The sequence below is a fragment of the Acinetobacter tandoii DSM 14970 = CIP 107469 genome (assembly GCF_000400735.1).
Taxonomy (GTDB): domain Bacteria; phylum Pseudomonadota; class Gammaproteobacteria; order Pseudomonadales; family Moraxellaceae; genus Acinetobacter; species Acinetobacter tandoii.
Genome location: NZ_KE007368.1, coordinates 206,424 through 228,905 on the forward strand (window position 1 = coordinate 206,424; position 22,482 = coordinate 228,905).

Genomic DNA, 22,482 nt, shown 5'->3' on the forward strand with positions numbered 1-22,482 from the left:
AGTATTATTTGCACAACTCATTTAAGTTTAAATTAAAAAGCATCATTCCATAAAAAACCGCTCTTACGAGCGGTTTTTTATTTGAGTGAAAACTACTTCACATCAAAACGGTCTGCATTCATGACTTTATTCCAAGCGGCAATAAAGTCATGTACAAATTTCTCTTTGTTGTCATCCTGTGCATATACCTCAGCATATGAACGTAAAATTGAGTTTGAACCGAACACCAAATCCACACGGGTTGCCGTCCACTTCACAGCACCCGTAGCACGGTCACAAATTTCGTAACGGTTTTTACCCACAGGTTTCCATGTGTAATTCATGTCAGTTAAATTGACAAAGAAATCATTGGTTAAAACTCCCACACGGTCAGTCAATACGCCTTCTTTCGCACCGCCGTAGTTAGTATCGAGCACACGCATACCACCAATTAATACCGTCATTTCAGGTGCGGTTAGACCCATTAATTGGGTACGATCTAACAGCATTTCTTCAGGTTGCACCGCATAATCTTGTTTTTGCCAGTTACGATAGCCATCATGGGTGGGTTCCAAGTCGGCAAAAGAATATTCGTCGGTTTGCTCTTGCGTTGCATCACCACGTCCAGGCGTAAATGACACTTTCACATTCACACCTGCGGCTTGCGCTGCTTTTTCTACCGCAGCCGTACCTCCCAATACAATCAGGTCAGCTATACTGACTTTCTTCGCTAACCCAGCCTGAATTTCTTCGAGCTTTGCGAGCACTCGTTGCAAACGCTCAGGCTCGTTGCCTATCCAGTCTTTTTGTGGCGACAAACGGATACGTGCACCATTGGCACCACCACGGAAGTCTGAACCACGATAAGTTCTTGCGCTATCCCAAGCGGTAGTAATGAGATCACTACTAGATAAACCACTATTCAGCAATTTTACTTTCAACTCATCAATTTCTGCTTCAGACAACGTGTAATCCACTGTCGGGATTGGATCTTGCCAAATTAAATCTTCTGCAGGAACATCTGCACCCAAATAGCGAGATTTTGGTCCCATGTCACGATGGGTCAACTTGTACCAAGCACGGGCAAAGACTTCTGCCAAACGCGCAGGGTCTTTATAAAAACCTTCTGCAATTTTGCGGTATTCAGGGTCCATTTTGAGGGCCATATCCGCATCGGTCATCATTGGATTACGGCGTATATTCGGGTTGTGCGCATCAACAGGCTTGTCTTCTTCCTTAATGTTGATCGGTTCCCATTGTTTTGCCCCAGCAGGGCTGGTGGTTTTTTGCCACTCATAAGTGAATAGTAGATAAAGGAATTCATTATCCCATTTGGTTGGATGCGTGGTCCATGCTCCTTCTAAACCGCTCACCATGGTATTAGAGCCGTTACCTGTGCCTTCTGGGTTATGCCAACCTAAGCCTTGGAATTCGACATCAGCCCCCTCCACATCTTTACCAAGTAATTCAGCTTTACCATTACCATGCGCTTTCCCCACAGTATGACCACCGACTGTGAGCGCAACGGTTTCTTCGTCGTCCATTCCCATACGATCAAAGGTCACGCGCATGTCTTGTGCTGTGCGTAATGGGTCTTGTACGCCATCGACCCCTTCAGGGTTCACATAAATTAAACCCATTTGCACCGCAGCCAAAGGATTTTCCAGTGATTGACGGTCTTGGTCATTACCATAACGGTTGGCTGTTGGTGCCAACCATTGATGCTCTTCGCCCCAGTAAATATCTTTTTCTGGATGCCAAATGTCGACTCGACCACCACCGAAACCAAAGGTCTTTAAACCTGCAACGTCATACGCTACTGTCCCTGCAAGGACAATTAAATCGCCCCAAGACAGTTTGTTGCCATATTTTTTCTTAATCGGCCAAAGTAAACGGCGGCCTTTATCCGTATTAACGTTATCTGGCCAGCTATTCAGTGGGGCAAAACGCTGATTACCCGTGTTGGCACCACCACGACCATCTTGCTTACGGTATGAACCCGCCAAATGCCATGCCGTACGCACAAACATTCCGATGTAGCTGCCATAATCTGATGGCCACCAATCTTGGCTACTGTTTATCAGGTCGCGAATATCTTGTTTAACGGCTTCTAAATCGAGAGATTTGAAGGCTTCTGCATAATTAAAGTCAGGATCGAGCGGATTGGTTTTGGTATCGTGTTGTGAAAGGATGTCTAAATTAAGTGAATTTGGCCACCAATCGGTATTTGAGCTGGCAGCGGAGGTATTGGCACCATGTGAAAATGGGCACTTACCTGACGAGGCTTGCGAATTATTGTCCATGTTATGTCTCCAAACTCAAGTCTTTCAATGTTTATTATTGAACCGTGTAAAAGTAGTGTTCGACTATCAACATAGCCTTTTTTCTAGACAAGCTAAAGCGGTATTTACTAATCAAAACAATCGAATTCTTCTATATAAGCATTGAAGAAAAAAAGATTTTTAAATGGCTATAGACACACATTTGATGTCTGTCGGCTTCGTAACACTCGTACCATTTAGCATTTCAAACAGCATGATTTTGAATAAAATATAGGCTACATATAGCCAGTAATTTCTGTTATTTTGAACAGATGAGAACTTTAGAATATAAAAAATGCAGAATGATCTCGATCACATCATTCAACAATATGACATCATCTTATTTGATGCCATTTGTGTTATCTGTAATGGTTGGGCACGTTTTCTCATCCAACATGATCCGCAGGCTCAATTCAAACTCGCTTCAGCCCAGTCCCTTTTGGGAGAAAAAATTCTTGAATATTATGGGATGTCGACCACACATTACACCACTATGATTGTGATTATCGATGGGCAATTATTTACAGAATCTACCGCCTTATTAAAAGTACTGGCTCGACTCGGTCTGCCTTTCTCTCTGATGAAAATTGGTTATCTTATTCCACGCCCATTTCGGGATTTTCTATATCGTCGGGTTGCACTTAATCGCTATACCCTTTTTGGTAAAACTGATACTTGCCTCATTCCATCCCAAGAAAATAAACATCATTTTCTAGAACAGATCATCCGTGAATACTCAACGACTCAATAAAAAGACGCTTCAAACCATTCATATGAGCCTAGCAATACTGTGGATTTATCAAGGTCTGATTCCCAAAATTCTATTTCAAGCCGATGATGAACGCCGTATTTGGATGTTACAGGGATTTAATGATCAAGCTGCAATTAGCCTGATGCAATGTTCTGGCGCAATCGAAATCATCTTCGGAGCATTATTTTTAACGGGTTATAAAACCTTAGCGCTCCATTATCTCAATATTGTCGGTATGCTCGGATTAAGCTTTTTAATTTTGATTGTCGACCCACACTATTTCACCCAAGCCTTTAATCCCTTTGTGATGAATATTGCGATGCTGGCTTTGTCCTTAACCGCCATTCGCCTCATAAAAGATCAAGAATAAACACTTTAAAACACGGATGATGCTTTAAACAATTAAACGCTTACCTTCCCGAATGCAGTAAAACGGATTCATTAATTTTGACGAACCACGCATCGCTACATGTAAATCATGTTCAGGCTGCTCGCGTGCTTCATCCGTCAATTGATAACTACGGTAATGAATAGCCAATGAACATCTGGCATGTAAATCTTTATGTGCCTGAAAAGCATCTTCAGGGTTCATATGCATATAACGCATCAACTCACGTGGCTCATAAGCACCAATCGGCAACAAGGCAATACGTGGAGGCCCCAAACGGGTATGAATTTCCTTAAAATGCGGTGAATAACCTGTATCGCCTGCAAAGAAACTATATTCACGTCCCTGTTTAACTGCAAAACCACCCCAAAGCGCCATGTTCTGATCACGTATTCCACGACCAGATCCATGTTGTGCGGGGGTATAGATCAATTCCAGTTCATGAAACTGTGCAGATTGCCACCAGTCCAGTTCAATCACATGCATACTTTTCGGTAAATACCAGCCATTACCCAAGCCTGTGTAAATCGGCATGGCGAACTTGTCATGCAACCAGTTCAGGCTTGCCAAATCCATATGATCATAATGATTATGGCTGAGCAAAACAGCATGAATGGGCGGTAATTCTTCTAGCGCAATCCCTGCGGGACAAAAACGCTTCGGCCCACGGCCCTGTTTCGGACTGACAAATTCAGCCCAAACAGGATCCGTGAGAAAATTATAAGGGCCAATCTGTAATAATACGGTGGCATGTCCCACAAACCAGACTTGCCAATCATTCAGTGCCGCATTGGGACGACTTTGTGGCAATACACGTGGGGTTGTAGAAGCAGCCTCTAATGGGGTTTCTTTGTCCCAAGTCGATGACTTTCGTTTTAACAACCACTTGAACAAATCAAAATGACTACGCCCCTCTGGCGCATGCAGAGGATTGGAAAAACGCGTGCCGTTAAAGTGGGCAGATTCAAGATACTGAAAAGCGGGTTTACGCCAAGTATGTGACCAACACTCTTGGGTTTTAATCTGAAAATGTGGTTGTTCTAAGTTCTGCTTCATGTACTGTCATTATCTATAAGAAATATCACATTCACTGCAATAACATGAATGTCGAGATTGGCGTGTTTCTTATTGTAGATACTCTGTTTGGTAATTCAAGCCAAACTGTAAAATATACGCCTTAGTCTTCGATGGCGTCAGGTGAGATAGTAACGCGCGTGGTCATACCAAAATTTGATGAAAAAAAAGCGGCAGACTGGAATTCAGCCCAGTCTGCCGAGGTTGTAAACCCAGAAATTTAAGCAATTTTGCGTAAATCTAAACCTTGATCTAAATGCTGTTCTGCTTCAAATGCTGCATTTTTAGCAATTAACTTTTTCAAGTGACGTATTTCTTTGGCTGCATTTATAGTAATACCACCCACAATGATGCCATTGGTTACACCAAACAGAACACAAGAACAAGCTGAGCCTAAAGTGGCATCCATTTCACCGCGGACATGCCATTCCACTGCCTGCATATCACCCACAAACTGATAGTTAATATCGAGCTGATCCGTCCAGAACCATTCAGGATTTGGTTTTGGATGCTCCACACCCATCACGTGACGTGCAAAAATTCCAGCCTGTAAATTGGCATTTTCCCATGTTTCCACACGGCGGTAATGCCCATCCGCACGTAACTGAGTCGCGACATCACCCGCAGCATAAATATCGGGATGTGAAGTTTGACAATTTTCATTGACCTGAATGGCAAAATCAACCGCTAAACCTGCATCCACTGCCAGTCGGGCATTCGGCACTATCCCAATCCCGTAAATCACAGCATCGGCATGTAGTTCCTCACCATCGGCCAGCGTGATCACCACATCTTCACCGTCTAAACGACAGGTGCTGATTTGCGTATTCAGACGGACATCAACACCCGCTTGACGCTGCTGTGCCAATAAAAACTCACTCAAAATCTGCGGGGATGAACGCCCCATTACCATTGGTCCCATTTCAATCACGGTCACTTGGCAATCTTTAAAACGCGCAGAGGAAGCCAGTTCCAATCCAATAACCCCTCCACCAATTAAGACAATTCGCTGTCCAGCTTGTAGTACAGGCACTAGTGCTTGAGAGTCTTCCAGATTACGTAAGGTATAAACGTGTTGACCTAAAGCATCGAAATTCGGCAAGCGGCGCGCTGCGCCCCCTGTGGCAAGCAACAGTTTGTCATAAGCAATCACATCTCCCTTTTGCAATTCAACGGTTTTTGCCTCTGGGTTAATTTTGACTACGCCATTACCACGAATATGAGCTACGCCCAAGGTCGCCAATTTCTCTTCAGATAAAATCTCAACCTTGGTTTCTTCAGGCTTTAAAATCACATCTTTGGATAAAGGTGGACGCTCATAAGGCAAATGAAGTTCATCCCCAATCAGGATAATGTTGCCCTCATACTTGTTACCGCGAAGTTCTAAAATCGCACTCGCACCCGCCTGTCCCGCACCGACGATGACAATGGTTTCAATATTGCTCATTTGATTCACCCTTTTAACTCTGCCGATACAATACCAAAGCCCGCAATCCACTCACTGATGTCTTCATAACAATGCGTGGTCATCTCGTATTCACCGAGTTCATGTAATGCAGCAAATGCCGCCATCCAAGAACGGACTTCCTGACCACCACGCCCACCATCACGGCGAATGTCGGCTTCGGTCATGGCTTCAATTGTGGCAAAATCTGCTTTGGCAAATGTTTCAAGCAATGCACGATCCCATTCTGGATTGAGCGGCACGGCAACAGATTGATCCCCCGCAGCCAGTTTTTGCCCAACCGCAATAATTTTGGCTTGACGATTATTACGTGATTCTTCACTTGGATTACGTCCACAAATTAAGAACTCTTCCACCTCTGGCGGTACAGCACCCATTTGTGGTGTCGGAGGGTCATGCGAAAGCCCACCTGTCCCTAAAATTAACACCCGTTCATTTTCAAGATTTAAGGACTGAATAAACTGTCCAACCGCACGTCCCAAAGCAATCGTTCGCTTGGTGGTGGGCATCGGTGCCGCTGCGCCATTAATAAAAATCGGAATGGTTGGATAACGATCTAGCTGACCATCACACAGGAAATGTAGTGGTTGCGTCACGCCATGGTCGGCTTGCATTCGGTAGGAATAGGCAACATCGACACCTTCATCCAGTACACGACGCACTAAAGCAATTGCAGTGTCTTCAGGGACATTAATTTTGTCGTTGTCTTTGCCATAGTCCCAATCACCTGCCGCAGTTGCACGAATACCCACACAGAAACTTGGCATCAAATCATAGAAAAAACCATTAAAATGGTCTGGACCAAAGGTAATGATGAGGGTTGGGTCATACGCTTTGACTTCTGCTGAAAGTTGGGCAAAAGTATCACGTACAATCTGTTCTTTACGCTGTTCTTGCGGTGAAGCAAATTCCATTAAGGGACTGTGCGATGCACAAATGAGTTTAACGGCCATGTGTGACTCCAAAATAAAAATATCTACTAAAAAGACAGCTGCCCAGTAAAGTCTTTAGCAAATGGCTTAAATCATTGTGAGTGGTTTCAAATGAAATATAGAATTCACGATGCTATTCACTATCACGGTTGGCGACATGGACGTCGCCGTTGGGTGGAGGTTTCAGGGATGAACCTCTCACCCAACAATGGATTTTTGTTACTTTTGATCCGTCAAAAGTAAGGAAATGCCTCCGAAAAACCATCTAAACTTTCGCATTTATTTGAGGCTGTGCTTCATTTAATTTAAATCTGGGCTAATCAAAAACAAAGCAGCACACCCAAATCACTCATCAAAGAACCCTGCACGAGGTTGGCGTAAGCCACGAATGCCTAAACCACATTCAGCATTGATCAGAACACCAGTCAGTGGACGGTTGTTTTGACGCGATGCCAATAAAACGTATGAACCCGTCATCTCTTCAGGTTCAGGCAAGAAATTCAGTGGCATACCCCGAGCAATCTTTTCAGGGTCACGTGCATCGAGTAGCCCCAAATTTTCTTGACCTAAAGATGCCGCCCCTTTGATATTGACATTCATACCTGACGGCGCCACCGCATTCACTCGTACTTTAGGCGCAAGTTCATAGGCCAATTCTTTCATCACACCTACCCCTGCATGCTTAGAGGCTGTATATACGGGACCTCCGCCTGCTGAGTACAAGGCTGAATTAGACAAAGTAAATATGATAGAACCTTCAGAAGCTATCAATGCATCCAGTGCAGCCTTTGCCCCCAAGATGAGCGACTTGGTGTTAATGCCCATAATTTCATCAAAGGCTTTGTCTAACTGCTCACCCGAAGTATTGACGATATCGGCATAATGATCCCAAATACCTGCATTACCGACAAAACAGTCCAGTTTGCCAAAACGCTCAAGCGTGGCATTCACGGCACGGACATTGTCTTCATAGCAAGCCACATCACCCGCAATGGCAAGAATGCGATCACCAAAATGTGCCTGTAATGCCTCAACTTTGGCTTGTGAACGCTGTAGAACAGCCACTTGTGCACCTTCTGCTAAAAAGCGCTCAACCAAAGCCCAACCCAGACCAGAACCGCCTCCCGTAATCAGGGCAACTTCACCTTGTAGCCAGCCCATGCTTATACCCCTGTCATTTCAACAAACAATTGTCCATCTTCCACAATCACAGGAAAGGTCTGAATAGGATCGGTCGCAGGTAGGCATAAAGCCTGACCTGTTTTTAGACAGAAACGCGCAGAATGTAATGGGCATTCCACCGTGCCGTCCTCTTCCAAATAGCCTTCTGACATGGAGGCATTGCCATGTGAACAACGGTCATTCATGGCAAAGAACTCACCACCATTGTTGAATACAGCCAGTGCTTCGATACCGTTCACACCGCAGTCTACTTTCAATGCTTCACCTTCATCTAATTCATCGATTTGGCAAACAAAAATCTTATTCATTAGAAGAACACACTCAGGTTATGGGAGTTGTAAGTCACTTGGTCTAAAGTGATTTTACGGTTAAAAATCTGGAAACCCTGCTCGGTATCCACTTTGCGAATCTTGTCATGACGCTTACCGCAGTAGATGGTGACATCTTTTTCTTTCTGGGTACGGTAGAGTAAATACGTCACGTAAACATCATACTCACCTTCGACTTCAGTCGCTTCAACCATGATGTTAGAAACCATATGCGTGGTGCGTGATGGAGGTTCTTCAGCCCATGCCATCCCTGTTTCCAAACGTGCAACACGACGTTCTAACAAGTCTTTAGTATCGTTAAATACCCACGTCGTTGGTGGCTCAACAGAACGACGACGGTCACGAGTTTGCGCATTCGGTGTGGTGCGTAGGGTATAGGCAATATCATCTGCCAAGACATCCAACCACTCACGGAATTTCCAGTCGTCGAGCAATTTTGCTTCACGGTAAAGGAACTGACTGATCTGATGTTGAAGTTGTAAGCTGATCTGACTCATTTCATCAACTCCTTTTCATAGTCTTCCGCGGCTTTTTCGACTTCTTCCCATGTTTCATGAATCAACAAATCTGCCCAACGACGGTACATTGCACGTGCTGCTGTTTCAGAGAAAATGTAGTTGGTGATGCCCGGAATGCCATCTTCACGGACTTTTTCATTACCCAAGCCCATTTCCATGATCAACGGATTATTTCGCGCTTTATAGCCACGAAGTACTTTTTGGATTTCAATCCAGTTTTCCGAGTCATCTTGCTCAAGGAAACCTGCAGGTCCAAAAGCACGCGTTGCAGAACGTTCAAAGGCTTCTTTCACTTCTTGAGAAGCTTCGGCGTCGGCGATACAGAACGCCCAGACTTCAGTTTTATTTGGACCACGCGGATGCCATACTCGAAGCGTTGCCGTTCCATTTAACCATGACATGGTCGGGAACATGGTGTTATGCCCCGCAAGACGTAGTGCACGTACTTCACCCAAACGCTCTTTAACTTCCTCAAAGGTTTCACGGAAGTAGTTCGCTACTTCACCATCCACCCAGACGTTTGCATCGGGCTTTTCTGTAAAGAAGAAGCCTGAACCATGACCACGTGAACCGTATTGAATGGCATCTTTAGCGGTTTCCCAAACTGGACGTGCGGTTTGTGCTGCACCGAGTTTTTTAGATGAGTCATCGTCGGGTTTTGCACCCAAAACTTGAATGGCAGAAGCATGTGAAAACAATGCATGGTACTGGTCCGATGCAAACTGTTCCGCAGCAAATTTCCAGTTACACTCGATTTCCCATTTGTGTACCCCACCAATAATTTCCGTTCCGCCAGGGCGACGGTCAAGCACACCATCTAAATACCAAGCAATGTCACCCATGTATTCAACGAGGTCAGGTGTAGATTCATCCCAACAACCGAAAATTAAACCTTTGTAGGTTTCGACACGGTTAACTTCAATCAAGCCCCATTTTTCTTTACACGCTCCCTGTGGAAAAGCACGATCTTCTAAAGGAATATCTTTGAGTGAACCATCAACCCCATAAGACCAGCCATGATATGGGCAGGTAAAAGCACGGGTGTTGCCACAATCAGCAAAGCTGACACGCATAGAACGGTGACGGCACTGGTTTAAAAGTGCTTTGATTGAGCCATCTTTTTGACGTACGACAATAATCGGGTCTTCACCCATATAAGTATTGAAAAAGTCGCCTGCCTTTGGAATTTGGCTTTCATGACATAGAAATAACCATGTACGCCCAAACACGCGTTCCAGTTCTAATTCGTATAAATCTGGGTCTGTATAGATGGATGGCGAGATACGTCCATTTTGTGCATCGACCAAAGCGTCGATTTCACGCACATCAATTTTTCCACTCATGAAAAGCTCTCCTGCGACCAATACACGGCACAACGTAAATAGACTCAACTTTTGAGGCATCATGATTTTTTAGACGGTTTTAGGGAAATATTTTTTTTGTTTCAATTAATATGTTTTAGCAATTATTGGAAAAGCTATTTCTTATATTAAAATCTCCGCACTCGGTTCAAGACCATTTATTTTCTAAATACTTGAATCATCTTCACGGCATAGTTGTTTATAGATTATACTTTGCCGTAGTCGTGGTAAGACATTTTTTGGATTACTCTGTGGGTTATTTATATGGAACTTAGACACCTTCGCTATTTCATTACCGTTGCTGAAGAACTGAACTTCAGTAAGGCCGCACTCAAACTGTATACTGCCCAACCCTCTTTAAGTCAGCAAATCAAAGACCTAGAAGAAGATGTTGGGGTACAGTTACTGTATCGAACCAAGCGAAAAGTGGAACTCACAGAAGAAGGGGCGGTTTTTCTAGAACAGGCTCGCCTAACCTTAGCACAAGCAGACAAAGCGATTGCTATGGCACGTCAGGTGTCACAAGCCAAGCAGCAAATGCTACGCATTGGTTTTGTCCCCGTCGCAGAAATGAAAATTTTCCCTTATGTCCTGCCGAATTTGCGGGTACAAAACCCAGACTTAAAAATTGAATTGCTCAGTATGAACAATACCGAGCAAATGCGCTTGCTCAAGAAAGGTGAACTGGACATTACCTTTACGCGACATAATTTTCATAGTGATGAAATCGAAAGTCAGTTTGTACTACGTGAGCCGCTCATCTTCCTACTTCCCAAAGATCATCCTCTAGCAAAGTACGAACGCATTCCTGTTAAGGCTTTAAATGGTATTGATTTTATTATTCCTGCAGTCGAGCAATCACAGACCTTGCACCATACCATTTTAGAGTTTGCCAAGGCGCAGAATATCGAATTTAACATCGTGCAAAAAGCTGACAACATTTTGTTCAATATCAACTCAATCGGTATGGGGCTTGGCTGTACTATTTTACCTGGTTACATTGCCCCACTGACTATGAACAACACGGTGATTCGTCCACTTGAGGTCGAATTACCCTATTTAGATTTGTTTGTGAGCTATCGTAAAAACAACTCTTCACTGGCAGTAAATAAATTTTTGGAATTGCTGACCCGAGTTTTTTATTTAGATATTAATCGCGAATAAATCCACATACAGTCCAGATGAATCACTCAATTTGGCGCACCATTATTTCCTGAATAAATAACAGTGTGCCTTTTTCATGGCAAAATACCCTATATCGCCAGCGTATTTTCGCCCTTTTGTGTAAAGTAATTCGCTTCGTATTCCACGTTTTTACCTTGCCTGCTTTTCAAGCAAAAGAATACTAATCACAAGCCAATTTTTTGTCAGGTTTTACCTACAACTTAAGTCTAAACTTAAACTTATATTCAAATAAATATGAATGCCTGAGTTGCACAAACAAGTAAAACTAAAAAGGAGAAAATCATGCCTATGCCCACCTTACATCGCTTAAAAACTGGGATGCAATTTCGCCCTTACTTTTTTATTACTTTTTTGCTGACCGCACTATTGTTTGGCTTACTCACGCTGTTTACCAACTGGACATGGTCAACCAGTTTACTCATCAGTTGGAATATTGCCGTTTCCAGTTATCTCATTAAAACCATGACCACGCTCTGGTCTGTAGATCATCAACATATTCTGCAACATGCTCAACAACAGGATGCCAGTAAATGGATTATTTTATTGCTGGTGATTTTGACGCTAGGAATGTGTCTGATCGCAATCGTCATTGAACTTACGCATCTACCGCATAATACTGCACTGACATTTGGGCATCTATTGTTATCTCTTCTGACCATTATCAGCGCATGGTTTTTTATGCATACCATTTTCGCGATTCATTATGCGCATGACTATTACCTTGCTGTAGATGATGCTCAAGATGCGGGACTCGATTTTCCTAAGACCCAATATCCGACCTATCCCGACTTCTTATACTTTAGTTATGTGATTGGTACCTCTGCGCAAACTGCGGATGTTTCGATTACTTCCCGCTCCATGCGGATTTTAAATATTGTGCATATTATTCTGGCGTATGGTTTTAACACTTCCATTTTAGCCATCAGCATTAATGTTGCCGCAGGTTTTATCACACTATAAATTTGTTTGACTACGATGAAATTTCTGACATAAAAAAGGGATGGCTTAACCATCCCTTATCTTGCTCAATCGATTATTTGACACCACGTGCTGTCAAATAATCTTTAATCACTGTATTAAATTCTTCGGCTTTTTCCACTTGTGACCAATGTCCACACTGACTAAAAATATGTGCATCGGCAAAAGGAACGGTATTCAAAATATCCCATGTGCGAGATACAGGAATCACTACATCCTGAACACCATGAATCAATAGTACAGGCACTTGGATGTCTTTCATTTTTTCGAAATCGAGCGGGAACTCAAAACGGTCACGGTCACGTGCGCCCACGACATCCATTAAACGGTCTGAAGCATAATCATTTTTTGCTGCTTCATAACGAACTTTAACCAATTCATCGGTAATTAAGCTCTTATCCACCACAAACATCGACAAGGTGTTTTTAATGCCTTCTTCGGTTAACACTGGGTTGGCATGGGCTTTTAGTGCAGCAGTTTGCTTCGCACCGCCTGTACCCATCGATACAATGCCCAACACACGTTCAGGGTAATCCAGCACCATTTGGAAGGCTAACCAGCCCCCTAAGGAGTTACCCACTAACCAAGTTTTTTCAATACCCAAAGCATCCAATGTACGCACTGCATGATCTACCCATGCGCGAATTCCATAAGCCGTACCATCCGCCACCACTGTTTGACCATAGCCAATCGAATCTATGGCGATACAACGAGCTTGCTCACCAATTTGCGGTAAATTCAGCCACCAGTTTGCTGCTGCAGAAACACCAGTTCCAGAGCCGTGTAAAAATAAAATCGGCGTTCCTTGACCCACTTCATGGTAATGGGTTAACTCACCTTCAGCCGTTTCAATCCATTTATCTTCCAAGCCAAAAAATGGGTCGGTGGTGTAATTCGGGATTTGGACCGTGCTCATACATACTCCTCGTACAGCCTAAGACCTGTCTGATGTTCTGTGTTCAAGACAGGTCAATTCATTCATTTCGACAGGTTTTACTGCTCCATCTTACCTGTTCAAAAGCCTTGTACTGATACTTGTTTTCGATCACATGCTATAAAAAAACGATTATTTAACATTATGTTTTAAAACAATATTTTTACTTAAAAATGAATCGTCAGCTCACAGTAAACAGTTTACGCCACACTAAAATAATAAAGAGCGATGTGTGACCAAATCGCTCGATTGCAGTTTTAAACTTAGAATTTATAGCTATAGGTGGTCGCGATACGGTACTCTTTCAGGTCGCTTTTCCAGTCATAATCGGTATCGATATACATCGCCTGAACGCCCAAACCTTTGAATTTGCCTTCAGGTACGGTGTAATTCACAATCAAGTTCAGCTCTTGTTCATCCTGATTCGTTTTTCCGCCCGCCTTGGCATCAAAGCCTGCAAAGTAAATGGCATTGGCATTTAAGCCTTTTAGCCCCAATTCGGCAAAGTCATACCCATAGGAGATATTCCAAGATTTCTCTTTGGCATTGGTAAAGGTAGCAACAGACCAATTCACCAAATAAGGCTGTGGTACCCAACCTGCCAATGTTGGGAAATTATTTTCCCCAAACATTTGTTGATAGCCCAGACCAAAGGTATGTGCACCATGATTAAATTTCGCACCAACCGACAAGGCTTGGTTATCAATATCACCATAGAGTTTGTCGCCTGACTCGGAGTTATCAAAATAGCGTACATGACTGCTGAGCTTGGTGTTTGCTGTTAAATTGGTGTTGTAATTGATGCCTGCATAATGCTGTTGATAGATGTCTTTGACATCGGCATACCAATAACTCGCGCCAATCGCAGGATTAAACTGATGATCAATCCCCGCGATATACATCCCATCCGCAGCTTTGGCAGTATTCGGATTATTGTTCGGGAATAAACTTAAGTCCTGAAACTGATTGTCATAACGTGCACTAATGCCATCAATATACGCCAAACTCAGTTTGGTATCTTTCAGCTCTTTAGACTCTAACCACGCCCCGCTATACGTGGTCAATAACTGACGTGATGGATCAAATACTAAAACTGGAGAAACAGGCAATAACTCACCCACTTTCAATTCTGTTTGCGACACCTTGGCTTTTAAAGTCGCACCGACTTTGCCGAAATTGCTGGCTTGTTCCTGCCCATTATGTGGAAGTACCCAATCGGCATTTTTGTCACGGCCATTTAGACGAAATGCATGTTGCACCAAAAGATCGGCGCCCAATTGCAAGCCACCTAATTCGGCATATCCTGATTTGGCATCTAAGGTGATGGCCTGTGACCAACTGCCCCAGTTGTTTTGTGGCACAGTTTCATACTGGCGGTCTAAGTAGAAATTTCTGAATTTTAACTGGACTTGGCTATCGTCGATAAATTCTGCATTCGTTGCAGTTGTACCTAATGCTGCAATTGCAACACAGATGGCTGTCCATAAAGTTTGACGACGCATGATATTCATTCCAATGATCACATTAAACTATGACACCATCATGCGGAACTCATCGAAGAGAAAAAATCCGACCACAGTCTTAAGAAAATGCACTTCAACCCGATTTAACCCACTGAATAGACCTCGCATTTTTTTGATTAAGATAAAATTACAATAACTCACTCTTTAGCAGATTTCACAAGATGTGATGAAAGATTGAATCTATAACGTTTTTATTCGCCAAATCTGATTTATTCTCTGAATTACTGCAATGCTTAAGTGTTTTTTTGTTTAAATTTTAAGATCATATTTTCTAAGTTAGTTGCAGAATTATAAGAAAAAGCGCTCATATCACAGATTTTTTCTATATGTACATCATGATGTTGAAGAGCATTAAAGCGGGAAAACTGTGCAAGCAAAAAAGGGAAAAGTTTGATTTTTTAAATGCAATCTAAAATAAAAAATCACTTTGCAATAATAACTATATTTTAAGTACCACCTTCTTCTTTTTAAGCTATTCACTACGGAGTCTTACCGCTTTAAATCCATTTTTCGGAGCTCATTTCGTTCTTTTGTTACGCCAAAAGAACCAAAAGCATTTGTCATCAGCAAAACCTGTTCAACAGATACATTAAAATACTGCTATTGCAAAAACAGGCAATTTCAAATTTCACGCAGGTTGCTGATGACATTTCACACTTCAAATAATTTCTAAATTGCAAAAAACAAAAAAGCGTCCCCAAGGACGCTTTTTAAATACATATTGATCAGCTTAAACCAAAGCAGCCTTCGCTTTCGACATAGTCAAAGCCAAATCTTCAATCATGTCTTCCTGACCACCGACCGTACCACGACGACCTAATTCCAATAAAATCTCACGTGCTGACACACCATATTTGGCTTCTGCACGTTTTGCGAATAATAGGAACGATGAATAGACACCTGCATAACCTAAAGTGGCTGCATCACGGTCAGCACGAATTGGGTTCAGCATCATTGGAATCACCAAATCCTCTGCCACATCCTGTACTTTAAACAGATCCACGCCTGTCTCTAAGCCCATACGGTTGGCGACTGCAATGAACAATTCTAATGGTGTATTGCCCGCGCCAGCACCCAAGCCCGCAGATGCCAAGTCGACACGAATTGCACCTGCATCAACTGCAGCTACTGTATTTGCCACGCCCATACCCAAGTTATGATGCCCGTGGAAACCCAGTTCAATACTGCTGTCCAGTTCTTGACGCAGCAAACCAACACGGTCCGTCACATCTTGCGGCAGCATATAACCCGCAGAGTCAGTCACATAAATACAGTTCGCGCCATAAGACACCATCTTTTTCGCTTCTTCTAAAAGACGTTCAGGTGATGCCATGTGTGCCAACATCAAGAAACCCACGGTGTCCATTCCAAGCTGACGCGCAGCAGTGATATGCTGTTCTGAACAATCGGCTTCGGTACAATGCGTTGCCACACGAATGGTCGACACCCCAATTTCATGGGCCATTTTCAAATGATCGACTGTACCAATACCAGGTAACAGCAATGCTGAAACTTTGGCATTTTTCATACGTGGAACAACAGCAGACAAATACTCTTCATCCGTTGCTGCGGCAAAACCGTAGTTCACCGATGAACCACCTAAACCATCACCATGCGTCACTTCGATCAGTGGCACACCTGCATCGTCCAAAGCGGTTGAAATTGCAATCATTTGCTCAACAGTAGTTTGATGACGCTGAGGATGCATCCCATCACGCAAAGTCATATCATGCACAATAATCTTAGACATGGGTTGCTCCTTATACTTCAGCCGTAGCCAATAAACGTTCCGCAAACATTTCCGCAGTGCGCGCAGCTGCCGCAGTCATAATGTCCAAATTCCCTGCGTACTTCGGCAAAAAGTCGCCTAAGCCTTCCACTTCAAGGAACATTGATACGCGGTTACCATCAAATACTGGACCATTCACTAATTTGTAGCCAGGTACATATTTTTGTACTTCGGTAATCATGGCTTGCACAGATGCTGTAATTGCAGCTTGATCTGGTTCACCTTCAACCAAGCAATGCACCGTATCACGCATCATCAATGGTGGCTCGGCTGGATTAATAATGATGATGGCTTTACCTTGTTTTGCACCACCCACTTTTTCAATTGCACCCGCAGTAGTACGCGTAAATTCATCAATGTTTTTACGTGTCCCAGGACCGACCGACTTGGTTGAAACGGTTGCAATAATTTCACCATAACTGACAGGTTGTACGCGGGAAATCGCTGCAACCATTGGAATGGTCGCTTGACCTCCACAGGTCACCATATTCACATTCGGCAACTCACCAGCATCCAAGAGTTCTTGAAGGTTGACAGGCGGTACGCAAAATGGACCAATCGCAGCAGGCGTCAGATCAATCATCTGCACACCTAATTCGTTCAACTTACGGCTATTTTCCGCATGAACATAAGCTGAGGTCGCATCAAAGGCAATTTGAATTTCATCCGCAAGCACATGTGGCAGTAGTCCATCCACACCTTCTGCTGTGGTTTTTAGCCCCATACTCGCAGCACGGGTCAGACCTTCTGAACTTGGATCAATCCCGACCATCCATACAGGCTCAAGGAATTCGCTACGCTGCAACTTATACAATAAATCTGTTCCGATATTTCCCGGACCGATTAATGCACATTTAATCTTTTTCATGCATCTACTCTCTCAAAAATCCAATTTATTCCGCAGCAAACGCAGCGACTACTGAACCAAATCCTTCAATTTCAACTTTAAATTCATCACCCGGTTGTACAATCACCATTGGGCCTAAAGCACCCGTTAAGATGATGTCGCCAGCAAGCAATGGACGACCACGGCGTACCATTTCATCGGCAAGCCAAACTGCGGCATTTAAAGGGTTCGCTAAGCAGGCTTTACCGATGCCTTGCGAAACCACTTCATCCCCACGAGTCATGGTCATTTTGCAATTGACCAAGTCAAGTTGATCTAATTTGACTGGACGTGAACCCAACACAAACGCTGCAGAAGACGCATTGTCCGCTACAGTATCAATCAATGAAATTTTCCAGTTTTCAATACGGCTATCCACGACTTCTATCGCAGGCAAGGCATACTCAGTTGCACTGATAATGTCCGCATAACTATGTTTTTTTTGGGTTAAATCTTTGTTAATCACCAACGCAATTTCAGCTTCGACTTTCGGCTGAATCAATAATCCTGCTGGAATGACTTCGCCATCCCCATAAGCCATGTCTGCGAATAACATTCCAAAGTCAGGTTGGTCGACCCCAAGTTGCGCTTGTACTACTTTAGACGTCAGGCCAATTTTACGCCCTACTAAGCGACGCCCTTCTTTTAAGGCACGTTGAGTATTTACTTCCTGAACCGCATAGGCACTATCGACGTCTGCTTGTTCCGCACCCAGTTGTGGGCGAATGGGTGCTATCGCAGTCTGTGTAAGCTCAGCGTTACGTAAAGCCTGCGCAACGGATTCAAAAACAGCAGAATTCGACATCTAGATTTCCTTAAACTGCAAAAATGGACGGATACTGTTTTAGATGAAAAATGATTGAGTCAGATTTAAAACTCAGATCGATTAGAACAATTGCGACAGACAAGCGCTGTCTGATCATCTATAAAACGCGTATGTGTATAAACAGTTCAAGCATCGGAAAAATGACGGCTTTACGCCAATACTTATTTTATTTTTTACAATAGTTAGAACTTATAAATCTTTTTTGTTTTATCCATCAAAATAAACAGTGTAGAAAAATCAAAGAGAAAAATGCGCAAACCATTCAGAATTAGGCTTTATATAGTGGATTAAATTTTTTCACCTACGACTAAAAAATAATACGCGAGCAGTCTCTGGGGATAAATCTACAACTCAAAAAAGCCTCTTTCATCAGAGGCTTTTTTGAGTCAAATGACCTTATGCTGCAAACAAAGCAGGATTTTTCTTTAAACTTTCACGTTGCTGTATGGCCGATACATAGCGGTCAATTGCAGGATGTGGTTTTAATAAATTCATTTTTAATTGCCACATGATCATTGCCCCTAAACTAATATCGGCTGCCGTAAACTGTGAACCGCATAAATACGGGCTTGCCTGTTCCAAACCTTGAACCAAGGCTTGATAGGTATCCTGATAATCACCATAGCCCATAAACATTTTTTGCTCTGGTGCAACCTGAACTTTTAAATGCTCATTGTCCGAAGCTGCTGCAAACGGGCCTGCACCAAAGAATAACCAACGATAATATAGGCCTCTTTTCGGATCATCGAGTGCAGGCGCTAAACCTTTTTCAAAGAATTTATCTGCCAAATATGCACAAATGGCATCCAACTCATAAATCACCGTCAACCAAAACTGGCACTTTACCAAAAGGGTTGAGTTTTAAAAATTCGGCTGATTTCATTTCCTCGCCATAAGCGACTTCTATACGTTCAACCTCAATCCCCAAATCAAGAATGAGCCAATCCACCACAACGCCGCGAGATTGTTTATTTGTATATAAAGTTAAAGCCATTGTTCTATCCTCTGTGTTTATTGTTTTTTTAGAATAGAACGAGGCTGTGTCAGTTTTTGTCAGTAGTGTTGGGGCATTTTTATGAATTTGAAAATTCCTTTTGACACCATTGCTGAAATAAATGACGCTTAAATTGAGGATAGACTTGTTCAGTTAATATGAGCGTTTGTATTCGATCTAAACGGAAATTTCTAAAATCTTCCCGTAATTCACACCACGCAGCCAATAACATTTTATCATTAAAATATCCCAATGCAAACGGCCATAATTGCCTGTGTGAAATCTGTTTTTGTTCATCAATATAATCAATCTGGATTTTAGTTTGTAAACGAATGGCGATACGAACTTGTTCCACAACCGTTTGGTCAACATCAATCCATGAATGAATAGATTTGAGATAGGTATCGTTTAAAAATTCTTGTTTTCTTTGCGGTAATACAGCTCTTAATTTGCTCAACACTGAATGTGAAGCCTGTTGTAATGCTTGATCAGGAATAGATTTGGCCCATTGTAATGCCAGATACATGGCTTCAATTTCTGATTCATCCAAACTCATAGGTGGAAGAAGAAAGTTTTCTTTTAATTGAAAGCCTACACCAACACTTCCCTCAATATTGACCCCTTGATCACGTAAACTTTCAATATCTCGATAAACACTTCGCACACTGATTTGTAAATGTTCAGCCAAACGCTGCGCAGTAACAGGATAACGCTGTTCACGAAGATGCTGTAATAAATGAAGTAATCGAATAGAACGGCTCATAGCGGATTTTCTTGTTATTCAAAAGTAATTTTAGGCGTATATCCTTACACGCCTTGAAAAATAATCAACTTTGCTTAAGCGACATCAGAAGCATTGACTTGCAGATTTAAAAACTGATCTAAACTTGCGACATCATCGGCAATGGTCAACGGATTAAACTGCTGCAAAATATTTTTAGTATGTACACCATAGGCGACGCCGACTCTTGGCATGGCAATATTTTGTGCCATTTCCAAATCATAAGAAGTATCCCCGACCATAATTGCCTGTTCTGGACGTAAGCCTGTGAACTGTAAGATTTCCCGCAACATCAACGGATCAGGTTTAGACTTAGTTTCACTTGCTGCACGCGTAATCTCAAACAAATCATGACTATTGGTTTGAGCCAGCACACGATCCAAACCTCTACGGCTTTTACCTGTCGCCACCGCAAGTCGTGCACCCTGATTTTTGAGTCCGTACAACATTTCCGCAATACCCGCAAACCAGGCATCATCCTTTGAATGTGCAACGTAATGATCGCCATAACATTTCAAAAGATCAGTATGTAATTCAGGCACTGTCGGAAATAAAACTTGAGCGACTTCAGGCAAACCCAAACCAATAATACTTTTTGCCGCTTCAGGAGTTAGGGGTTGTTCAAATTGCTGCGCTGCAAACAAAAGACTATCTACAATTTGCCCCACTGAATCAAATAATGTGCCATCCCAATCAAAGATAATCAGTTCTACAGGTTTTTGCATGCTGGGGTTCCAATATTTGCTTTTATGAAGAAAATTTACACGATGCATTTGCTACATGATGGCGACAAGGATGTCGCCGTTGAGCTGACTTGCACTTCGCTTTAAAGCAGTGCTTAAAGCGCGTTCAGGACGTTCCATCAGCTCAACAAAAGATTTTTGTTACTTTTCATCTTTGAAAAGTAAAAATGACCAATACAGCATCATTTCCAGTTAATCACGACAAAAGAGGTCCTATTTTATTACCTCTCTCTAACCCTCTCCAAAGGAGAGGGAAAAGGTTTAGTCCTTTTTCTGTGCTCTTAACTGCGCCACAATACTCTGCATATCCTCAGGTAAAGGCGCTTCAATTGGTGGATAACCAGGAATATCCAAACGCATAGCGTGTAAACATAACCGACGCGGTTTAGGGCCATTGTACTCAGTTTCATGACCATATTTATCATCACCAACCAAGGGATGACCAATACTTAAACCATGTACACGAATTTGATGGGTACGACCTGAAAGCGGTGAAGCATACACCAAAGTCGCATGCATAAAACGCTCAGCGACATTCCACTGAGTTTTCGAATCTTTCCCTTCTTTAGATACGCGCACACGACGTTCACCGTTCGAGAGTTCATAACGATGTAAAGGCGCATCAATCAACTGTTTATCAAGGCTCACAACACCTTTGACCACAGCAGCATAAGTCTTTTTAATTTTGTGTTCACGCAGCATATCTTGCAAAGTTTTTAACACACTACGTTTTTTAGAAATCATCACCAAGCCAGATGTATCACGGTCAATACGGTGAATCAGTTCCAAATATTTTTTACCCGTCGCAGCCCGTAAGCCTTCAATCAGACCATAAGCCACGCCACTGCCGCCATGTACCGCGATGCCCGAAGGCTTATTCACCACCATCAAGCCTTCATCTTCATACACCACACGACTCAGTAAGCTTTGCGCCACTTTGTCAGACACAGGTGCTGCCGTTTCATCTTTTTGTTCATAACGAATCGGTGCAACACGAATCTGGTCACCAATCGCCAATTTAGTTTCGGCTTTAATGCGCTTTTTGTTCACGCGCACCTGCCCTTCACGAATCAAACGATAAATGCGACTTTTCGGTACACCCTTGAGTCGGCTAAATAAAAAATTATCGATGCGTTGACCCGCTTGATGCTCATCCACTTCAAACCAAGTGACACTTTGCCATTCTTGCGTAGAATTCATACAGATACTGTGACCTAAAAAAATACTAAAATTGATTAAAAACTGATCATTTAGGCTATACTTTTCACTAGAAACGTAAGCTTAGCCCATAGGCAGATGATGCAAGGTTTGCTATAGTCAGCGCACGGAAACCACCGTAAGTGAATCATCATCAACACATTTCAATTATATTCATATTGAAATATGGCTGAAATTTTGATTATAAACTCGGAAAGGTCCCAAAAGAATTATGCCGACGCCGAAGGCTTATTATATCGGCAAAACTGCAAACTGTTGCGTTTAATTGTACCTCAGGTACATAAATCAGTTTGCCTGAAAAAATATGTCGCCAACCTCAAGTTGG

Annotated in this window: 20 protein-coding genes and 1 pseudogene; 4 read left to right on the forward strand and 17 right to left on the reverse strand. The window is 42.7% G+C overall.

What is annotated here, in order from left to right; all coding sequences use genetic code 11:
- Positions 1 to 92: 92 nt before the first annotated feature.
- A complete protein-coding gene (gene katG, locus I593_RS14340; RefSeq protein WP_016168305.1) occupies positions 93 to 2,282 on the reverse strand; it encodes a catalase/peroxidase HPI in 2,190 nt (729 codons plus the stop codon).
- A gap of 313 nt (positions 2,283 to 2,595) precedes the next feature.
- Between katG and I593_RS14345 the strand changes: the two genes are divergently transcribed.
- Entirely contained in the window at positions 2,596 to 3,051 is a 456-nt protein-coding gene (locus I593_RS14345; RefSeq protein ID WP_016168306.1) for a thiol-disulfide oxidoreductase DCC family protein, read from the forward strand.
- Positions 3,029 to 3,421 (forward strand): DoxX-like family protein, encoded by a 393-nt coding sequence (locus tag I593_RS14350; protein ID WP_026440899.1) that lies wholly within the window; start codon positions 3,029 to 3,031, stop codon positions 3,419 to 3,421. The genes I593_RS14345 and I593_RS14350 overlap by 23 nt, the downstream gene beginning before the upstream one ends.
- A gap of 24 nt (positions 3,422 to 3,445) precedes the next feature.
- Here I593_RS14350 and I593_RS14355 read toward each other — a convergent pair whose 3' ends face one another.
- The 7 genes from I593_RS14355 to hcaE all read right to left on the reverse strand — a co-directional run bounded on the left by I593_RS14355 (position 3,446) and on the right by hcaE (position 10,282).
- On the reverse strand, positions 3,446 to 4,495 hold the full coding sequence (locus tag I593_RS14355; protein WP_016168308.1) for an MBL fold metallo-hydrolase: 1,050 nt from the start codon (positions 4,493 to 4,495) through the stop codon (positions 3,446 to 3,448).
- A gap of 238 nt (positions 4,496 to 4,733) precedes the next feature.
- The gene (gene hcaD, locus I593_RS14360; protein ID WP_016168309.1) at positions 4,734 to 5,960 is read right to left on the reverse strand and encodes a 3-phenylpropionate/cinnamic acid dioxygenase ferredoxin--NAD(+) reductase subunit; all 1,227 of its coding nucleotides are present in this window, start codon (positions 5,958 to 5,960) and stop codon (positions 4,734 to 4,736) included.
- Between the two features lie 5 nt (positions 5,961 to 5,965).
- On the reverse strand, positions 5,966 to 6,931 hold the full coding sequence (locus tag I593_RS14365; RefSeq protein WP_016168310.1) for a 3-carboxyethylcatechol 2,3-dioxygenase: 966 nt from the start codon (positions 6,929 to 6,931) through the stop codon (positions 5,966 to 5,968).
- Positions 6,932 to 7,255: 324 nt separating this feature from the next.
- Complete coding sequence (hcaB, locus tag I593_RS14370; protein WP_016168312.1) at positions 7,256 to 8,071, reverse strand: 3-phenylpropionate-dihydrodiol/cinnamic acid-dihydrodiol dehydrogenase; 816 nt, start codon at positions 8,069 to 8,071, stop codon at positions 7,256 to 7,258.
- 2 nt (positions 8,072 to 8,073) lie between these two features.
- Positions 8,074 to 8,400 (reverse strand): 3-phenylpropionate/cinnamic acid dioxygenase ferredoxin subunit, encoded by a 327-nt coding sequence (hcaC, locus tag I593_RS14375; RefSeq protein WP_016168313.1) that lies wholly within the window; start codon positions 8,398 to 8,400, stop codon positions 8,074 to 8,076.
- The gene (gene hcaF, locus I593_RS14380; RefSeq protein WP_016168314.1) at positions 8,400 to 8,918 is read right to left on the reverse strand and encodes a 3-phenylpropionate/cinnamic acid dioxygenase subunit beta; all 519 of its coding nucleotides are present in this window, start codon (positions 8,916 to 8,918) and stop codon (positions 8,400 to 8,402) included. The genes hcaC and hcaF overlap by 1 nt, the downstream gene beginning before the upstream one ends.
- Entirely contained in the window at positions 8,915 to 10,282 is a 1,368-nt protein-coding gene (gene hcaE, locus I593_RS14385; protein WP_016168315.1) for a 3-phenylpropionate/cinnamic acid dioxygenase subunit alpha, read from the reverse strand. The genes hcaF and hcaE overlap by 4 nt, the downstream gene beginning before the upstream one ends.
- Before the next feature lie 282 nt (positions 10,283 to 10,564).
- Here hcaE and hcaR point away from each other — a divergent pair, with 282 nt between their 5' ends.
- Together hcaR and I593_RS14395 are read left to right on the forward strand one after the other, a co-directional pair.
- On the forward strand, positions 10,565 to 11,464 hold the full coding sequence (gene hcaR / locus I593_RS14390; RefSeq protein ID WP_016168316.1) for a DNA-binding transcriptional regulator HcaR: 900 nt from the start codon (positions 10,565 to 10,567) through the stop codon (positions 11,462 to 11,464).
- A 303-nt stretch (positions 11,465 to 11,767) separates the two neighbouring features.
- A complete protein-coding gene (locus tag I593_RS14395) occupies positions 11,768 to 12,445 on the forward strand; it encodes a DUF1345 domain-containing protein (protein ID WP_016168317.1) in 678 nt (225 codons plus the stop codon).
- A 73-nt stretch (positions 12,446 to 12,518) separates the two neighbouring features.
- Here I593_RS14395 and I593_RS14400 read toward each other — a convergent pair whose 3' ends face one another.
- The 9 genes and pseudogenes from I593_RS14400 to I593_RS14440 all read right to left on the reverse strand — a co-directional run bounded on the left by I593_RS14400 (position 12,519) and on the right by I593_RS14440 (position 22,139).
- Positions 12,519 to 13,379, reverse strand: a complete 861-nt coding sequence (locus I593_RS14400; RefSeq protein ID WP_016168318.1) for an alpha/beta fold hydrolase — start codon at positions 13,377 to 13,379, stop codon at positions 12,519 to 12,521.
- Positions 13,380 to 13,660: 281 nt separating this feature from the next.
- Positions 13,661 to 14,899, reverse strand: coding sequence for an OprD family outer membrane porin (locus I593_RS14405; RefSeq protein ID WP_016168319.1), 1,239 nt, complete (start codon positions 14,897 to 14,899; stop codon positions 13,661 to 13,663).
- A gap of 751 nt (positions 14,900 to 15,650) precedes the next feature.
- Positions 15,651 to 16,670 carry a 4-hydroxy-2-oxovalerate aldolase gene (gene dmpG, locus I593_RS14410; protein WP_016168320.1) on the reverse strand — a complete coding sequence of 340 codons (1,020 nt, stop codon included), beginning with the start codon at positions 16,668 to 16,670 and terminating at the stop codon, positions 15,651 to 15,653.
- A gap of 10 nt (positions 16,671 to 16,680) precedes the next feature.
- Positions 16,681 to 17,577 (reverse strand): acetaldehyde dehydrogenase (acetylating), encoded by an 897-nt coding sequence (locus tag I593_RS14415; protein ID WP_016168321.1) that lies wholly within the window; start codon positions 17,575 to 17,577, stop codon positions 16,681 to 16,683.
- A 25-nt stretch (positions 17,578 to 17,602) separates the two neighbouring features.
- Positions 17,603 to 18,400, reverse strand: a complete 798-nt coding sequence (gene mhpD, locus I593_RS14420; RefSeq protein WP_016168322.1) for a 2-keto-4-pentenoate hydratase — start codon at positions 18,398 to 18,400, stop codon at positions 17,603 to 17,605.
- A gap of 417 nt (positions 18,401 to 18,817) precedes the next feature.
- A pseudogene (locus I593_RS14425) lies at positions 18,818 to 19,415 on the reverse strand (glutathione S-transferase family protein).
- Between the two features lie 79 nt (positions 19,416 to 19,494).
- Positions 19,495 to 20,178 (reverse strand): helix-turn-helix transcriptional regulator, encoded by a 684-nt coding sequence (locus I593_RS14430; RefSeq protein WP_016168325.1) that lies wholly within the window; start codon positions 20,176 to 20,178, stop codon positions 19,495 to 19,497.
- A 74-nt stretch (positions 20,179 to 20,252) separates the two neighbouring features.
- A complete protein-coding gene (locus I593_RS14435; protein WP_016168326.1) occupies positions 20,253 to 20,921 on the reverse strand; it encodes an HAD-IA family hydrolase in 669 nt (222 codons plus the stop codon).
- A gap of 279 nt (positions 20,922 to 21,200) precedes the next feature.
- On the reverse strand, positions 21,201 to 22,139 hold the full coding sequence (locus I593_RS14440; protein ID WP_016168327.1) for an RluA family pseudouridine synthase: 939 nt from the start codon (positions 22,137 to 22,139) through the stop codon (positions 21,201 to 21,203).
- Positions 22,140 to 22,482: the final 343 nt, after the last annotated feature.

Bases quoted from the DNA above. Each gene is read 5' to 3' on its own strand.
- I593_RS14415 (WP_016168321.1), bottom strand. From the start codon at position 17,577: ATGAAAAAGATTAAATGTGCATTAATCGGTCCGGGAAATATCGGAACA.
- I593_RS14435 (WP_016168326.1), bottom strand. From the start codon at position 20,921: ATGCAAAAACCTGTAGAACTGATTATCTTTGATTGGGATGGCACATTA.
- hcaC (WP_016168313.1), bottom strand. From the start codon at position 8,400: ATGAATAAGATTTTTGTTTGCCAAATCGATGAATTAGATGAAGGTGAA.
- I593_RS14440 (WP_016168327.1), bottom strand. From the start codon at position 22,139: ATGAATTCTACGCAAGAATGGCAAAGTGTCACTTGGTTTGAAGTGGAT.
- katG (WP_016168305.1), bottom strand. From the start codon at position 2,282: ATGGACAATAATTCGCAAGCCTCGTCAGGTAAGTGCCCATTTTCACAT.
- hcaF (WP_016168314.1), bottom strand. From the start codon at position 8,918: ATGAGTCAGATCAGCTTACAACTTCAACATCAGATCAGTCAGTTCCTT.
- mhpD (WP_016168322.1), bottom strand. From the start codon at position 18,400: ATGTCGAATTCTGCTGTTTTTGAATCCGTTGCGCAGGCTTTACGTAAC.
- hcaB (WP_016168312.1), bottom strand. From the start codon at position 8,071: ATGGGCTGGCTACAAGGTGAAGTTGCCCTGATTACGGGAGGCGGTTCT.
- I593_RS14400 (WP_016168318.1), bottom strand. From the start codon at position 13,379: ATGAGCACGGTCCAAATCCCGAATTACACCACCGACCCATTTTTTGGC.
- I593_RS14355 (WP_016168308.1), bottom strand. From the start codon at position 4,495: ATGAAGCAGAACTTAGAACAACCACATTTTCAGATTAAAACCCAAGAG.
- I593_RS14365 (WP_016168310.1), bottom strand. From the start codon at position 6,931: ATGGCCGTTAAACTCATTTGTGCATCGCACAGTCCCTTAATGGAATTT.
- hcaE (WP_016168315.1), bottom strand. From the start codon at position 10,282: ATGAGTGGAAAAATTGATGTGCGTGAAATCGACGCTTTGGTCGATGCA.
- I593_RS14405 (WP_016168319.1), bottom strand. From the start codon at position 14,899: ATGCGTCGTCAAACTTTATGGACAGCCATCTGTGTTGCAATTGCAGCA.
- hcaR (WP_016168316.1), top strand. From the start codon at position 10,565: ATGGAACTTAGACACCTTCGCTATTTCATTACCGTTGCTGAAGAACTG.
- I593_RS14345 (WP_016168306.1), top strand. From the start codon at position 2,596: ATGCAGAATGATCTCGATCACATCATTCAACAATATGACATCATCTTA.
- I593_RS14395 (WP_016168317.1), top strand. From the start codon at position 11,768: ATGCCTATGCCCACCTTACATCGCTTAAAAACTGGGATGCAATTTCGC.
- dmpG (WP_016168320.1), bottom strand. From the start codon at position 16,670: ATGTCTAAGATTATTGTGCATGATATGACTTTGCGTGATGGGATGCAT.
- I593_RS14430 (WP_016168325.1), bottom strand. From the start codon at position 20,178: ATGAGCCGTTCTATTCGATTACTTCATTTATTACAGCATCTTCGTGAA.
- hcaD (WP_016168309.1), bottom strand. From the start codon at position 5,960: ATGAGCAATATTGAAACCATTGTCATCGTCGGTGCGGGACAGGCGGGT.